Source organism: Ruegeria sp. BHSA123 (assembly GCF_059613425.1).
In genome coordinates this window covers 33970-48322 of sequence record NZ_JBXWSL010000017.1, presented here as the reverse complement: position 1 = coordinate 48322, position 14353 = coordinate 33970, and the positions used below count along the sequence as shown (strand labels likewise).

Below are 14353 nucleotides of genomic sequence, written 5' to 3'. Positions count from 1 at the left end.
ACGCGGCAATGGGTCTATTCCTGCCTGCGTTTGGCCCTCAGCGTCGGGTCGGCCTGTGTCGGGTCTTCGGGCCATGGATGTTTGGGGTATTGCGCCCGCATATCCTTGCGCACATCCGCATAGGACCCGGCCCAGAACCCCGGCAGATCGCGGGTAATCTGGATCGGGCGCTGCGCCGGGGACAGCAGCGTAATCTTCAGGGGCTGTCCGCCAACCACCGGATGCCGGGTCACTCCGAACAGTTCCTGCAACCGAACCGAGATTTCGGGGACCGCCGCGCCATAATCGATTGGTACCTTGCGCCCCAGGGGTGTTTCAAACGATCCCGGCGCGCGCCGGTCCAGTTCCTGGGTCTGGACCCAGTCCAGCCGCGCGCGCAAGGCGGGCAGCGGGTCGAACCGTTTCCAGTCCTCCGCGCTTTTGACACCGGACAGCATCGGCAACAGCCAGTCGTCCAGCTCGGCCATCAGACCCTCGACCGAAAAGTCGGGCAGGTCCACCCCGTCGGCGCGCACCAGTTCCACCCGCGCGGCCAGCCGTGCGGTGGCCCCGTCCAGCCGCAATCCCAGATCGCGCACCCCGTCCAGCATCGCACGCGCCACGGCGGCGTCCGGGACATCCTTCCAGATGCGGTCGTCCAGCGTGATCGCCCCAAACCGCTCCTGCTGTCGTGACACAACCCGCCGCTCACGTTTTGACCAGGCGCAAACCTCGGCCCAATGGATCTGGTCGGCGAACAGTTCGCGGATCTCGCGTTCCGAAATCTGGGTGGCCATCCGCACCTTTGCCTCGCGCGGGTTTCCATCGGTGTCGGTGACAACCAGAAAAGGCGCCGCCGCCAGCGAATCGCCGCTGTCCAGCACGACACCTTTGCCCCCCGACAACACATAACGCGGCGCATTGCCCTTGCGCCGCTGCCCGATACGGTCGGGATAGGCGAGGGCGGCCATGGCAGCAGCGCTCAGATCGTCCGTCTTGCTTCCGGCCTGTTTCCTCAACCGCTTGGCCTCGGCATTGATCCGATCCACGGCGCCCATGTTCACCTGCCAGACCCGGTTGCGCTGAAAGGTGCGCACATCCCGCAGTGCCTCTTGCCGCAAGGCGATATCCACCGGCGCGCCGCGCAGGGGGTCGCGCTCGGCCATCAAGGCGGCCAAAGGCGCGGCACTCGGTCCGGCCCGCACCAGCATATGCCCCAGCCGGGGATGCAACGGCAGCGCCGCCAGCGCCCGCCCGTGTTCGGTGATCCGCCCCTTGCCGTCCAGCGCGCCCAGCATCGCCAGAAGGGCGCGCGCCTCGGCCATCGCGCCTTCGGGTGGCGGGGTCAGAAAGGCCAGATCGGCGGCATCCGCGCCCCACAGCGCCAGCTCCAGCGCCAGCCCGGTCAGATCGGCGGCTTCAATCTCGGCAGGCGGGTACGCGGCCAGCGCGCCATCCTCCCCCTTTGACCACAGCCGGTAACACAGCCCCTCTGCCACACGGCCCGCACGACCCGCGCGTTGCGTGGCCTCGGCCCGTGTCACCCGCTCGGTCACCAGTCGGGACATGCCCGAGCCCGGATCAAACCGTGCCCGCCGCGCTTGCCCCATATCCACCACCACCCGGATATCGGGGATCGTCAGCGAGGTTTCGGCAATCGACGTCGCCAGCACCACCTTGCGCCCGGTCTCAACCGGGGAAATCGCTGCGCGCTGGGCCGCAAAGGGCATGGCTCCGAACAGCGGGCGCACCGTGCAACTGGCGGGCAGGCGTCCGGTCAGGGCTGCTTCAGCCCGCCGGATTTCACCTTCACCGGGCAGAAACACCAAGATCCCGCCACCGGTGGCGCGGGTCTCGCGCTCGGCCTCAACGACCAGATCGACCAATGCATCCAGCCGCCGTGCCTGAGGCCCCAATGGCCGGTCCAGCCAGCGCATCTCGACAGGAAAACTCCGCCCTTCCGACGTAACCAGCGGCGCGGCCATCAGGCGCCCCACCGGGTCCGCGTCCAATGTGGCCGACATGGCCAGCAGAATCAGATCGTCCCGCAGCGCGCCCGTGACCTCAAGGCACAGGGCCAACCCCAGATCCGCGTTTAATGAACGTTCGTGGAATTCATCAAAGATCACCGCCCCGATGCCCGGCAGGTCAGGGTCCGATTGCAGCATTCGGGTCAGAATGCCCTCGGTCACCACCTCGATCCTTGTGTCTTTTGACACTTTCGCATCGCCCCGCACGCGGTAGCCAACACTCTGGCCCGCGCGCTCTCCCAGCGTCTCTGCCATCCGCTCTGCCGCGGCCCGTGCCGCCAGCCGCCGCGGCTCCAGCATCACGATCCTGCCGCCGCACAGACCCGCCTCCAGCATCGCCAGCGGAACCCGCGTGGTCTTGCCCGCACCGGGCGGTGCTTGCAGCACGGCCCGCCCCTGCGTCCGCAGGGCGTCCAGCAGGCCGGGTATGGCATCGTCTATAGGCAGGCGTAGGGTCATCCGGCCCTTATCCGCGATCCCGCAGGTGGCGTCCAGTTTCCGCGCGCACATCAGCAAATCGCCCCGCACGAAATGACGCAGGCTGCGCGATCTTCGCACTTCCTGCCGCCTCCGGTCTGGACAAACGCCCCCCAAGCACGGCAACTGTTCCTGCCTCTAGGAACGGGACAAGAATGCAGACAGACAGCCTGAGCGACAGAATTTTGAAGGGCGAGCGCCGGGCGCTGGCGCGTGCGATCACCCTTGTTGAAAGCAATCGCGCCGATCACCGGGCACAGGCCAGCGACCTTCTGGCACAGCTTGCCGGTTCGGGGCGTCAGGCGCTGCGCATCGGTCTGTCTGGCACACCCGGCGTGGGCAAGTCCACCTTCATCGAAAGCTTTGGCATGATGCTGACAGGGCAGGGGCTGCGCGTTGCGGTTCTGGCGGTCGATCCCAGCTCGGCCCGCTCGGGCGGCTCGATCCTGGGCGACAAGACCCGGATGGAACGCCTGAGCCGCGAGCACAACGCCTTCATCCGGCCCTCTCCCAGCCAGAGCCACCTTGGCGGCGTCGCCCGCCGCACCCGCGAGGCCATCGCCCTGTGCGAGGCCGCAGGCTATGACGTGGTGTTGATCGAAACCGTGGGCGTGGGACAGTCGGAAACTGTGGTGTCCGAACTGTCAGACCTGTTCCTGCTGCTGCTGGCCCCGGCGGGTGGGGACGAGTTGCAGGGCGTCAAGCGCGGCATCATGGAAATGGCGGACATCATTCTGGTCAACAAGGCCGATGGCGACCTGAAAGCCACCGCCACCCGCACCTGCGCGGATTATGCCGGCGCACTGCGGCTGCTGCGCAAACGCCCGCAGGACCCCGAAGGCTTCCCCAAGGCAATGACCGTTTCCGCCGTCGAAGAACACGGGCTGGAACAGGCCTGGGACGAAATGCAAACCCTGACCCAATGGCGCCGCGACACCGGTATCTGGGAGGCAAACCGCGCTGCCCAGGCCCGCTACTGGTTCGATCAGGAGGTCCGCCACGCCCTTCTCGCCCGTCTCGATACACCGCAGGCCCGCGCCGAGATGGAGCGCCTGAATGACGAAGTCTCGCAGGGACGACTCAGCCCGGCGGTTGCTGCCGGACAACTTCTGGACACGCTCGGCTGAAGGGCCGTCATGGCCGCTTCACCTTTTGCCAAATACTCTCGCCAACGGCATGGCCCGTCCGGGCCATTCCTGCATGGCAGGCAAAATGAAAGATTTCGCGCAGCCCGTCTTGACCCTCCGCGCGATTCCCACTACACGCATCCAACCAGTTTTCGGGCGCGACTTCGGGTTGCGCCCCTTGTGATTTGGCCGCGGGTATCTAGCCCGGCCTCCAGAAACAAAGGAAGAAACCATGTCGCGCCGTTGCGAACTGACCGGAAAAGGCCCGATGACTGGCAACAATGTCAGCCACGCCAAAAACAGAACTCGTCGTCGTTTTCTGCCGAACCTGAACGACGTTACCCTGCAGTCCGAAACTCTGGGCCGTGGCGTCAAGCTGCGCATCTCGGCGGCTGCGCTGCGTTCGGTTGACCACCGCGGTGGTCTGGACGCGTTCCTGGCCAAAGCCAAGGACGATGAGCTGTCGGCAAATGCTCTGAAAGTGAAGAAAGAAATCGCCAAGGCGCAAGCTTCGGCCTAAGGTCTTTCACTTAACAGTATTTCAGGCCCTGCACCCTATCGGTGCGGGGCCTTTTCTGTTGGGCCAGTCCCTTTCGGCCTCCATTGTTTTCAATCTGGAACTAATTTTTCGCCATTGGTGAACTTCTTCACATACAGGTTTCCGAATCTGACCTAACGTCACTGTCATCCATCAGGCGGGGGCCACATTATGACGTTAAAAAGTTTTTATCTTTTCCTGTTTCTGGCCGCGGTATTCCGCAAGGCAATTGCAACCTGCACGCGGATGCAGCGCTGGGTGAACCGGTCCCATACCAGCTTCACCACAGACAGGGTGAAAAGACCCGGACTGGATTATTGAAAAACAGCTTCAAGCGCGACCCTTTGGCGCTTGAAGCTTTTCCCGTTGCTGACCTATAGCTGGGTCAGAATGAGACCTTCTGTTACCAGATTTCTGCCTTATGTGCTAACCCTTCTGCTGGTTCTGACCGGGCAGGGGCTGGCCATGTCGCGCGGTATGGACAAGGCGGTGGGTCAGATGGTGCTGTGTACGGGCACCGGCCCGGTTGTCGTCTATATGGACGAAAACGGGCAACCGACCGCCCCGCCGCATTACTGCCCGGACTACGCAATATCCTTGCTGGGGGCCGTTGCGGTTGCCGAACAGGCACTGCCAGCCGCGCCGGAACAGGCGCAACCAGCACCGCTGCGGCATCTGGGCAACCAGATCGCCCTTCCGGTTCCCGCAACCCCGGCCCGCGCGCCTCCTGTCAGCGTTTGAAACCCACCCTTTTCAAACCTTTATACAGGAGAGGCACGATGTCCCTCAAAACCACTCTGCTCGCAACCCTGGCCTCCGTGTCGCTGGCCATCCCCGCCTTTGCCGAAGGCACCATCACGGTTGACGACGCCTATGCCCGGTCCTCGGGCAAGACCGCCATCGCCGGTGCTGCGTTCATGATGATCCATAATCAGGGTGACGCGGATGACCGGCTGATCGGTGTAACCTCGGACGCGGCAGCGCGTGTTGAATTGCACACGCACCAGGTCGATGAAAACGGCGTGGCCAAGATGGTGCATGTCGAAGAAGGATTTGCCATTCCAGCCGGTGAAACCCACATGCTGAAACGCGGCGGCGACCATGTGATGTTCATGGGGCTGACGGCCCCGTTCGAACAGGACGCCAAGGTGCCGGTCACGCTGATCTTTGAAAAGGCAGGCGAGGTTGAGATCGAGATTCCCGTGGATCTGGAGCGTCAGGACAAAGGCGGCCACGGATCACATTCGAACTAAGGCAACGCCTGTCTTCGGGCCGCGCGGCAGCCCTCATCTATGCGTCAGGCCGGGCTTTGCCCGGCCTGTTTTCCATGCGGCCGCGGATGGCGTTATTTGTTGATGGTTTTCAGGCCGACACGGTCGCCCGCCTGATGGAATCGCGAGGCCAGCCAGAACATGACAGCGGCCATGGCCAGCGCCGAGAATGCGATACCCCAGCCCAGCGCAACCAGCGCCACCGCAGGCCAGATCATCAGGACAAGCCCGACGACAAGCGCGACAAATCCCGAAACGCGCATGGAACCGCGTTGCGGGTCACTTGGATGCATCTGCCCGGCAGCCGCCAAGGATCCGATCCCGATGATCAGCGCCCATGCGCCCAACAGGAAAAACGCCAGTTTCACCGTGCCTTCCGGCCAGATCAGCAGGACAAGCCCGATCAGAAGCGCGCCGATCGCAGCACCTCCCAGCACCCCGCGACGGCCAACACCCAAAAGCGTCAGCCCACCGTCGAGGATCAGCAACACACCGACCAGCCGCAGCAGCAGCGCGATGCTGCCCGATGGCCAGAACAGGGCCGCGATGCCCACAAGCCCGGCCAGCACCCCGCGCAGCAGAAAAGTCCACCACAGGCTGGACAGCTGTTCCCCCAGCATGTCACGCCCGGCCATGCTGCTGTCATCCAGGATTTCACCGGTGCGGGGGTCTTGATCAGTCATGGCACATCCTCCAGTCGCTATTGCAGATAGTGTACACAAATTAAGCCAGCGTTGTCTGTAGCTTAAGAATTTCCCGCAAGAAGCTGCCCGACCCATCGCGGAACCGTTTCGGATGCCCTGCCGACAATGCGCTCGTCAAAGCCCGACGGCCCGGGCGTCGGCTCCAGATTGATCTCGACCGTCCGCGCACCCGCCGCCTGCGCCTCGTGAACAAAGGCCGCCGCCGGATAGACCTGACCCGAGGTGCCGATGGCGGCAAAGATCGACGCGCTGGCAAGGTGGTCGTAGATGTCGTCCATGTAATAAGGCATCTCGCCGAACCAGACCACATCGGGCCGGGCGGTGGGCTGGCCGCAGGCGGGGCACGGCTCGGCGACGGCCATCTCGGGCAGGGCGGGCCAGCGATGATCGCACCCGGAACACAGGGCACCCGCCAATGTGCCATGCATGTGGATGACACCCGTCGCACCGCCTGCTTCATGCAGGCTGTCTACGTTCTGGGTTACGATCACGACCTCTGCGTGCCAGCCCTGCTGCAACCGGGCCAGCGCCATGTGGGCCGCGTTGGGCTGCACGGCGGCGGCCTGAACGCGGCGTGCATTGTAAAACCCCTGCACCAAGGCGGGATCGCGGGCAAAGCCCTCGGGTGTGGCCACATCCTCAATCCGGTGCTGTGCCCACAGCCCGCCTTCGTCGCGGAAGGTGCTCAGCCCGCTTTCAGCAGAAATCCCGGCCCCGGTCAGAATGACGATCTTTCCCATATCCCCTCCGCGCGTTACACCTTGGCCATGACACACCGTATCCTCTTTGTCTGCCTGGGCAATATCTGCCGCTCTCCCGCGGCCGAGGGCGTCTTTCGCGCCCGCGCACCGCATCATGCAACCGACAGTGCCGGAACCATGGGCTGGCACGCGGGCAATCCGCCCTATGGCCCGATGCAGAAGGCTGCAAACTGCAGAGGCATTGACCTCGGCGACCTGCGCGCGCGCCAGTTCACCGTTGCTGATTTCGACCGGTTCGACCTGATCATCGGTATGGATGCCCAAAACATCGCTGATATCGAAGACCTGCGCCCGCCGGGCAACGGCACGCCGGTTCGCCTGCTAACGGATTTCGCCCCTCAGACCGGTGCCGATCACGTACCCGATCCGTATTACACGCGGGATTTCGACGGCGCGCTGGACCTGATCGAAGCGGCGGTTGACGGGCTTGCCGCCCATCTGGACACCTAGCCGCCGGTCACCCGCAACTGGCCGCTCAGCCAGGGCAGCTTGGCAACCGCCGGGTCCACGATCTGGTTCTGCATCAGACGCCGGGTCATGCCCGCAACCTCCTGCGGGACCTGATCGGACCACTCGGTGCGCGCCAGCAGCGATATGTTGCGCGAGAACTCTCCGAACGGGGCAGGGTGCGCCTCCAGCCCCTCATGGAACCGCGCCGCGCGCATAAAGCCCAGCGGCGTGGTGATCGCCCAGCCCAGACCCCGCGCCACCATGGCCATCAGCGCCATGTGCGAGCCGATCTCGAACCGTTCCTCGAACACCTGCGAGCGGCGCGCCAGATGCGCCTCGATCTGGCGGCTGATCAGCTGCTCGCGTGCATAGCGCAGAAACGGCAGCCGCTCCTGCACGGCCTCGACCCCGCCCGATCCCTGCGGCGCCACCAGAATGAACGGATCATGGACCAGCGGGTATTCGACCACCCCCTCCAGCACTTCGCCGCTATGGGCGGTGACCGCCATGTGCAGGCGCTGCTCGGCCAGCGCCTCGAACAGATCAAGGCTCGACAGGGTGATCAGCTTGAATTTCGACCGGGTCAGGCTGTCGGCCAGCAAGGTGGCCAGCCGCGGTGTCAGATCATTGTCGAAATCGTCGATCAGCCCGATCGACAGCGTGGTCAGATGCCCCAGATCCATGACCGACAGCTCGCTCTGGGCCATGTGCAGCTCGGCCAGAACCGCCTCGGCCCGCGCAAGGAAACTGCGCCCCGCCTGCGTCAGCCGCATCGGTCGCCGCCCGTGATCGACCAATTCGGTCCCCAGCGCGTTTTCCAGATTGCGCAATTGCTGCGATACGGATGGCTGGCTGAGCCCCGTGATCTCGGCAGCCTGTGCCACCGATCCCGTCCGCGCCAAAGCCTCGAACACTTCAAGGCCCCGCAGGGTCAGCCCTTTCATTACCATGCAATACACCTTTCGCTGCGCCTTTCTGGGGCGCAGCGTGGATCAGGTCAAGCATTCTGAACGGGTTAGCTGCAGATCGCCTGCGCCATCTGGCCAAAGTTCTGGTACCGATCCCACAGCGCATCATCGCGCGCGGATTTCGACATCTTCAGCACCTGCGCCTGATGGGGGTCCTTGAACCATTTCGCCACGGTCTTCTGATCACTGCGCGTCAACGCCTGATCCGCCACGCGCTGAATGCAGCTGCACCGGTCCCGCGTCGCGGCCGAGCGGTCCGACGCCATGCACGCCTGCCTGATCTGCGCCGCATCCGCGACCTGAGCCACCGCCGTCAGCGATGCCGCACAAAATGCGATAATGAGGAACTGTTTCATACTCGAGCCTCGTTTTTGCCTGCCCGGACGGGTCTGACGCCCCTCTCGGTCTGCGGCGGAGTATGAATCAAACGGGCGCGCGGATCAATCATACGTTGCGAAAAAGTGATTACACGGTCCGGAAACGATACATCCCCACCACCCCCGTAGGCCGGGCTTCAGCCCGGCACCGGTCAGGACAGGAACGGCAGCCAGTCTTCGATGGCTTTGATCAACGCTTCAATTTTCTCTGGATAATTTGCAGCATACCCTGCTCCTGTCGCAGGAATACCCCACTTGATCAAAGTATCTACCGTAAGATCGCCTTTGCCTGCACACCATTTTAGGAATCCTGCCAATCCAGCTTTGAGTTTGCCCAGAATTGCTTCAATCCACTCACGAGCAGGGCATTCCTCTTCCAAAGCCGTCGAGAGTTCTTCGGCAGCTTCCCAGATCAAGGTTATAGCGCCGGACAAACGTTCATCTTCGATGCTCTCAGGAGGGTTGTTCCCTCCGATACCGTGGCGTGCTGAGGTTCGAACCGTCAGGCTGCCTTTGATGTCCGATAAGGCTTTCTCGACTTCCCATCGCGCCCGAATTTTTTCGATTTCGTCTGAAACCGCTTTAGGTCCGTCTTTCCAAATTGTATCGTGAATCTGAGCTACTCTCCGCTGGAGTTCCAAATCAACTGGCGAGCCATCCACAAATCCTCGATACCAAGTTTGCCAAAATGCCCATTCTGGTTCGTCGTAACTCCAGTAGCTTAATAGCGGTAGATATTCGGGCTGATTGGAGAGTACCCATTGATCAGGCTCTTCTGCTGTAGCGTCATTGTTGGCCCAAAGCGGCACATTGAAGTCGAGGTCAGCTTCCGGCACAAAATGGATAAGTTCGTTGTTGCTATAGCGGAGAGATTCCCAACCAGAAGAACCGGTTAAGATTAATGAAATCCCGTCTGCAAGTGCAGCCACCGCATCATCTTGATCGGAAATAATGCTGAAACCCGGGGCGCAGATACCAAGTAACACTTCTTCTGAAAATCGGGCTAAGGAATCCATGTCGGCCAAAGGCCCTGTGCTCGATGTGTTCTTACTGGCTTTTTTTGCCACCTCACATGCTCCAAAGCGAAGAAACTTGAGTCTTCATCTCCAGCTACGCAATTGACCAGTGCACGTAGAACAACAAGCAACCACTCATCGAATTCTTTTTCGCTGACAACACTCGATCGAACCGGTGTTCTGGATAGACCTAAAGCGCGCAAGCTCTCTCTACTTGCGACCGTTCTTGCTTGCTGAAAAACTAGATCGTCAAATGCAATCATCGGACCCCCATTTTATACGAATAACTTGCTAGGCTGCGGCTAACATGATGCCTTGACCAACCCACGATTCCTCTACATATCCCCACTCCATGACAGACCTCGCTCATATCCGCAATTTCTCCATCGTCGCGCATATCGACCATGGCAAATCCACCCTTGCTGACCGGCTCATTCAAGAGACCGGGACAGTGCAGGACCGTGACATGAAGGAACAGCTGCTCGACAGCATGGATATCGAGCGCGAGCGTGGCATCACCATCAAGGCCAACACCGTCCGCATCGACTATACCGCCGATAATGGCGAGACATATGTGCTGAACCTGATCGACACCCCCGGCCACGTGGATTTCGCCTACGAGGTCAGCCGGTCGATGCGCGCGGTCGAAGGCTCGCTGCTGGTCGTGGACAGCACCCAAGGGGTCGAGGCGCAGACGCTGGCCAACGTCTATCAGGCCATCGACGCCGATCATGAGATCGTGCCGGTGCTCAACAAGATCGACCTGCCCGCGTCCGATTGTGACCGCGTGGCCGAGCAGATCGAGGATGTGATCGGCATCGACGCCAGCGACGCCATCCGGGTCAGCGCCAAGACCGGGCAGGGCATCCACGAGACGCTGGAAGCGATCGTGCACAAACTGCCCGCGCCGCAGGGCAATCTGGACGCGCCGCTCAAGGCGATGCTGGTGGATTCGTGGTACGACGCCTATCTGGGCGTCATCGTTCTGGTCCGCATCATGGACGGCACGTTGAAAAAGGGGATGCGGGTCAAGTTCATGTCGAACGGCACTCTGCACCATGTCGACCGCGTCGGTGTCTTCCGCCCGGAAATGCAGATGATCGACAGTCTCGGCCCGGGTGAGATCGGGTTTCTCACCGCCTCGATCAAGCAGGTCCGCGACACCCGTGTCGGCGACACCATCACCAATGACCGGGGTGGCGCCGAAGTCGCCCTGCCGGGCTTCAAACCGGCGCAGCCGGTGGTGTTCTGCGGCCTCTTCCCGGTGGATTCAGCCGAATTCGAAGACCTGCGCGACGCGATCGAAAAGCTGGCCCTGAACGACGCCTCATTCTCGTATGAGATGGAAACCTCGGCCGCGCTTGGCTTTGGTTTCCGCTGCGGTTTCCTTGGCCTGCTGCACCTCGAGGTCATCCGCGACCGGATCGAGCGTGAATATGATATCGACCTCATCACCACCGCGCCCAGCGTGATCTATCACGTCTACATGAAAGACGGCGTGATGATCGAGCTGCACAACCCCGCCGACATGCCCGACCTGTCCAAGGTCGACCACCTTGAGGAACCGCGCATCAAGGCGACCATTCTGGTGCCCGACGAATATCTCGGCGACGTGCTGAAACTCTGCCAGGACCGCCGCGGCATCCAGATGGACCTGACCTATGCGGGCCAGCGCGCCATGGTCGTCTATGACCTGCCCCTGAACGAGGTCGTCTTTGACTTCTACGACCGCCTGAAATCGGTGACCAAGGGCTATGCCAGCTTTGACTACCAGATGACCGGCTACCGTCAGGACGCGCTGGTCAAGATGTCGATCCTTGTGAATGACGAACCGGTCGACGCGCTGTCGACCATGGTTCACCGCGACCGGGCCGAGATGCGGGGCCGCGCGATGTGCGAAAAGCTCAAGGACCTGATCCCGCGCCACATGTTCAAAATCCCGATCCAGGCCGCCATCGGAGGCAAGGTCATCGCCCGCGAGACCCTGTCCGCCCTGCGCAAGGACGTGACCGCCAAATGCTACGGCGGCGACGCCACCCGGAAACGCAAACTGCTGGACAAGCAGAAGGCGGGGAAAAAGAAGATGCGCCAGTTCGGGAAGGTCGATATCCCGCAGGAGGCGTTTATTTCAGCACTAAAAATGGACAGCTAAGGCTGTCCATTTTTAGTGACGGTGGGCGAAAGCGGTTGGCGCAGCCAACCTGCGTGCCCACACGGTTGGGGGGGAGCGACCGAGTTTCCTAAGTAGGGTGCTCTACTATCGGCACGATCGCTCGATGTACTCTAATTGGCAAATCTTCTTGGATACGGCCAATCATCCCAAGAACGATGAGGTAGATTCGATCTGCGTCTGCTAGTACTTCGTCAATACTTTCTTTTGTCACGGCACTTGTTGAACGTTTGAAGATAGGGTCCTTTCTCGAGCCAGTGTTCGTCACATAGTCAACACGAAGGAAACCGTTCAGCGATCCGAAAAAAGCGCCATGCGCGGCCATATGTCGGTTACCAACAAACCTTCCTATCCAATCTGATAACGCTGACAAGTCTTCATCGAATCCAAATTTTTTGGCGAGTTCGCTAGACTTTTTCAATTCTCTGATGAGTTCTTTTGTAGGGAGCTTTCGAACTTGGCAGTACCGATCAAACCAGTCTTTGTTTTCTGGCTTCAATCCTTCAAGGCAAACAATCAGCGCACTTACCCAAAGTTCAATGTGAGCGCAGGTTTGTAGATAGAGCCCTAGGCAATAAGCGAACTCTTTTGGAAGCAATCCCTCCATAGCCGTGCCTTTGTCAAAAAATTGTTCACTCATGTATTTGCTCGAACAGGTTCTGTCTCAATCAGCTGATTGAGCGCGAAAAAAATAGCTGCAGCAAGAGCTTATTTCTATTTTTTTGCTTTGTGCCGCGGTCAAGTCAACCCACCCACCCGGCGGCATCACCGGGCCGCGTCATGCTGAAAGCATGCCTCCGGCATGACCCGCCCCCGTCAAACCAGAGGTTTGCCTCCGGCAAAACGGGCGGCGCGTTTGCTCCCCGGGGCTCCGCCCGTTCGGCCCTGAAGCGGTCCACTGGACCGTTTCCGAGACGGGCCTCACCCCCTCGGGCCGGCGCTGCCCTCTGTTCTGTCGCCCAATCGGGTTTAATATGCCGTAGGGCGGGCTTCAGCCCGCCAATCCTCCACTCCGCCATCTCCCCGACCCCAATCCACTGCGCATGGATCGGCTGTATCCGGTGGCGGGCTGAAGCCTGCCCTACGGGGTGGTGTTCAAATTTCGGGAAAATGGCAAACAGTGATACACTCCCGGCATTCCAATCAATTGATAAACGGAGGGATTGCCATGGACGCGCAACTTCGGGCGCAATACGCCATCAGCCGGTTTCAAGACTACCACGTCATCATGCGCACCACGCTGTTCTGCTTTGTCGGTATCGCCGCCATCATCAGCTTTGCGCCCGACGGTTATGCGCTGGCTCAGGCCATTCTGGTCATCGCCACAACCGCCTACGGCATTCTGGCGGGCGGGGCCACTTTGGATGATCTGGTCAATCTGCGTTCTGATATCGACGGGGAATTCGCCAATACCCATTATGCCAAGGGGTTGCAGAACAGGAACACAAAAGGGTTGAAGCTGGTCTCTCACGCGCTGATTGGCCTGACCGGGCTGGTCCTGCTGATCGCAGCGTTTGTCTAGCCCGTCGCGACATCCGTAGGGCAGGGTTGGTTGGGCGGTTGTATCAGCGCTTGCGCCATTGGGGCTCTGGCCGTTCGCGGCCCTCGGGTCTGCGGGTCAATCGCCGAAACCACACCTCACCCGCGCGGCACCAAATGCAACCATTGCATCGGAAAACCGCGCCCCTCGGACAGGATCGGCCATTTGAAATCATCCCCCAACCGGATAATCTCATCCATCTCGGACGTGTCGCGCACGCTTCCGTCCACATAGGCGACATCAAAATACCCGGCGCAGAACGCTTCGATCGCTTTCAGTTTCGCATCGCCATCCTCCACCATCTGGGGGTGCAGTTCGATCAGAAACTCCGACCTGCGGTAATGCGTCAGAAAATCTTCGGTCATCAGACTGAATTCAACGCCCTCGATATCGATCAGAAAGAAGATGTCCGCCGGGTCGGGGGCCACGCTTGCGATATTTTCAACCGTGTCCGTCAGCGCATCCCCAAATACCGTCACACGGTCGCCCACGCCGTTATGCTCCGCTGTTTCCCGGATCACATCCCGGCCTTTTGCCGAAACTTCAAAGCACACGCTTTTTTCGAACTGCCCCGCGGCCACCAGCCCGACGCCCCAAAAGCCGTCCGCCGCGCCGATATCCACCAGCACCGGCTTGTCCGAGTTGCTCAGCACCTTCAGGTTCTGCTGCTCATACAGGCCAAAGATTTTCGTGGCCGTATCCGAATGCCCACCCCAGAATGCGTTTTCGACAAAGCGAAACCCCTTCATCGGCCCGCACAGCACCTGTCCGCGGCTTTGTTCCAGCACGAACAGCGAAAACTCGTTGCGGAACCTGCGCACAATGCTCTTGAACTCTCGATGTTGTCGTTTTGGAAATCGCATGTTCTGTCTGGGGCTTTTCATGTTGGGTAGGACGCCCCCGGATGAGGGCAGTTGCCTGAAATCCCTGTTTAAGTTGAGGCGC

General features: G+C 61.0%; 16 protein-coding genes. 8 read left to right on the top strand and 8 right to left on the bottom strand.

The annotated features are described in order from the left end of the window. Positions 1-14: 14 nt before the first annotated feature. Positions 15-2468: an ATP-dependent helicase HrpB gene (gene hrpB, locus AC2FNC_RS11300; RefSeq protein ID WP_496715383.1), complete on the bottom strand. Its 2454-nt coding sequence runs from the start codon at positions 2466-2468 to the stop codon at positions 15-17. Positions 2469-2641: 173 nt separating this feature from the next. Between hrpB and meaB the strand changes: the two genes are divergently transcribed. The 5 genes from meaB to AC2FNC_RS11275 all read left to right on the top strand — a co-directional run bounded on the left by meaB (position 2642) and on the right by AC2FNC_RS11275 (position 5404). Beyond that, positions 2642-3613, top strand: a complete 972-nt coding sequence (meaB, locus tag AC2FNC_RS11295; protein WP_480473639.1) for a methylmalonyl Co-A mutase-associated GTPase MeaB — start codon at positions 2642-2644, stop codon at positions 3611-3613. A 232-nt stretch (positions 3614-3845) separates the two neighbouring features. Next, positions 3846-4133, top strand: coding sequence for a 50S ribosomal protein L28 (gene rpmB / locus AC2FNC_RS11290; protein ID WP_008756960.1), 288 nt, complete (start codon positions 3846-3848; stop codon positions 4131-4133). A 189-nt stretch (positions 4134-4322) separates the two neighbouring features. After that, complete coding sequence (locus AC2FNC_RS11285; protein ID WP_480484525.1) at positions 4323-4472, top strand: hypothetical protein; 150 nt, start codon at positions 4323-4325, stop codon at positions 4470-4472. 69 nt (positions 4473-4541) lie between these two features. Continuing rightward, positions 4542-4892 carry a hypothetical protein gene (locus tag AC2FNC_RS11280; RefSeq protein WP_480495098.1) on the top strand — a complete coding sequence of 117 codons (351 nt, stop codon included), beginning with the start codon at positions 4542-4544 and terminating at the stop codon, positions 4890-4892. Positions 4893-4930: 38 nt separating this feature from the next. Continuing rightward, complete coding sequence (locus AC2FNC_RS11275) at positions 4931-5404, top strand: copper chaperone PCu(A)C (protein ID WP_480555991.1); 474 nt, start codon at positions 4931-4933, stop codon at positions 5402-5404. A 92-nt stretch (positions 5405-5496) separates the two neighbouring features. Here AC2FNC_RS11275 and AC2FNC_RS11270 read toward each other — a convergent pair whose 3' ends face one another. Then, positions 5497-6105, bottom strand: a complete 609-nt coding sequence (locus AC2FNC_RS11270; protein ID WP_480495095.1) for an HdeD family acid-resistance protein — start codon at positions 6103-6105, stop codon at positions 5497-5499. A gap of 62 nt (positions 6106-6167) precedes the next feature. Next, entirely contained in the window at positions 6168-6866 is a 699-nt protein-coding gene (locus tag AC2FNC_RS11265) for an NAD-dependent deacylase (protein ID WP_496715370.1), read from the bottom strand. 27 nt (positions 6867-6893) lie between these two features. On the opposite strand from AC2FNC_RS11265, the gene AC2FNC_RS11260 reads away from it, so the two are divergent. Beyond that, positions 6894-7337 carry a low molecular weight protein-tyrosine-phosphatase gene (locus AC2FNC_RS11260; RefSeq protein ID WP_496715368.1) on the top strand — a complete coding sequence of 148 codons (444 nt, stop codon included), beginning with the start codon at positions 6894-6896 and terminating at the stop codon, positions 7335-7337. Here AC2FNC_RS11260 and AC2FNC_RS11255 read toward each other — a convergent pair. From AC2FNC_RS11255 to AC2FNC_RS11245, 3 genes are all read right to left on the bottom strand, one after another. Beyond that, the gene (locus tag AC2FNC_RS11255) at positions 7334-8287 is read right to left on the bottom strand and encodes a LysR family transcriptional regulator (protein WP_480473633.1); all 954 of its coding nucleotides are present in this window, start codon (positions 8285-8287) and stop codon (positions 7334-7336) included. The two genes, AC2FNC_RS11260 and AC2FNC_RS11255, sit on opposite strands and share 4 nt — an antisense overlap. A gap of 65 nt (positions 8288-8352) precedes the next feature. Further along, positions 8353-8661, bottom strand: coding sequence for a hypothetical protein (locus AC2FNC_RS11250; protein ID WP_480473632.1), 309 nt, complete (start codon positions 8659-8661; stop codon positions 8353-8355). A 173-nt stretch (positions 8662-8834) separates the two neighbouring features. Then, positions 8835-9749 carry a hypothetical protein gene (locus AC2FNC_RS11245; RefSeq protein WP_496715365.1) on the bottom strand — a complete coding sequence of 305 codons (915 nt, stop codon included), beginning with the start codon at positions 9747-9749 and terminating at the stop codon, positions 8835-8837. 301 nt (positions 9750-10050) lie between these two features. On the opposite strand from AC2FNC_RS11245, the gene lepA reads away from it, so the two are divergent. After that, positions 10051-11850 (top strand): translation elongation factor 4, encoded by a 1800-nt coding sequence (gene lepA / locus AC2FNC_RS11240; RefSeq protein ID WP_480518947.1) that lies wholly within the window; start codon positions 10051-10053, stop codon positions 11848-11850. A gap of 88 nt (positions 11851-11938) precedes the next feature. Here lepA and AC2FNC_RS11235 read toward each other — a convergent pair whose 3' ends face one another. Then, complete coding sequence (locus AC2FNC_RS11235; protein ID WP_480624028.1) at positions 11939-12508, bottom strand: hypothetical protein; 570 nt, start codon at positions 12506-12508, stop codon at positions 11939-11941. Positions 12509-13036: 528 nt separating this feature from the next. On the opposite strand from AC2FNC_RS11235, the gene AC2FNC_RS11230 reads away from it, so the two are divergent. Next, positions 13037-13390: a hypothetical protein gene (locus AC2FNC_RS11230; protein ID WP_480624027.1), complete on the top strand. Its 354-nt coding sequence runs from the start codon at positions 13037-13039 to the stop codon at positions 13388-13390. A gap of 116 nt (positions 13391-13506) precedes the next feature. On the opposite strand, the gene AC2FNC_RS11225 is transcribed toward AC2FNC_RS11230, so the two are convergent. Further along, entirely contained in the window at positions 13507-14229 is a 723-nt protein-coding gene (locus AC2FNC_RS11225) for a hypothetical protein (RefSeq protein WP_496715363.1), read from the bottom strand. Positions 14230-14353: the final 124 nt, after the last annotated feature.

Bases quoted from the DNA above. Each gene is read 5' to 3' on its own strand.
- AC2FNC_RS11255 (WP_480473633.1), bottom strand. From the start codon at position 8,287: ATGGTAATGAAAGGGCTGACCCTGCGGGGCCTTGAAGTGTTCGAGGCT.
- rpmB (WP_008756960.1), top strand. From the start codon at position 3,846: ATGTCGCGCCGTTGCGAACTGACCGGAAAAGGCCCGATGACTGGCAAC.
- meaB (WP_480473639.1), top strand. From the start codon at position 2,642: ATGCAGACAGACAGCCTGAGCGACAGAATTTTGAAGGGCGAGCGCCGG.
- AC2FNC_RS11260 (WP_496715368.1), top strand. From the start codon at position 6,894: ATGACACACCGTATCCTCTTTGTCTGCCTGGGCAATATCTGCCGCTCT.
- AC2FNC_RS11270 (WP_480495095.1), bottom strand. From the start codon at position 6,105: ATGACTGATCAAGACCCCCGCACCGGTGAAATCCTGGATGACAGCAGC.
- AC2FNC_RS11285 (WP_480484525.1), top strand. From the start codon at position 4,323: ATGACGTTAAAAAGTTTTTATCTTTTCCTGTTTCTGGCCGCGGTATTC.
- AC2FNC_RS11235 (WP_480624028.1), bottom strand. From the start codon at position 12,508: ATGAGTGAACAATTTTTTGACAAAGGCACGGCTATGGAGGGATTGCTT.
- AC2FNC_RS11265 (WP_496715370.1), bottom strand. From the start codon at position 6,866: ATGGGAAAGATCGTCATTCTGACCGGGGCCGGGATTTCTGCTGAAAGC.
- AC2FNC_RS11230 (WP_480624027.1), top strand. From the start codon at position 13,037: ATGGACGCGCAACTTCGGGCGCAATACGCCATCAGCCGGTTTCAAGAC.
- lepA (WP_480518947.1), top strand. From the start codon at position 10,051: ATGACAGACCTCGCTCATATCCGCAATTTCTCCATCGTCGCGCATATC.
- hrpB (WP_496715383.1), bottom strand. From the start codon at position 2,468: ATGACCCTACGCCTGCCTATAGACGATGCCATACCCGGCCTGCTGGAC.
- AC2FNC_RS11275 (WP_480555991.1), top strand. From the start codon at position 4,931: ATGTCCCTCAAAACCACTCTGCTCGCAACCCTGGCCTCCGTGTCGCTG.
- AC2FNC_RS11250 (WP_480473632.1), bottom strand. From the start codon at position 8,661: ATGAAACAGTTCCTCATTATCGCATTTTGTGCGGCATCGCTGACGGCG.
- AC2FNC_RS11280 (WP_480495098.1), top strand. From the start codon at position 4,542: ATGAGACCTTCTGTTACCAGATTTCTGCCTTATGTGCTAACCCTTCTG.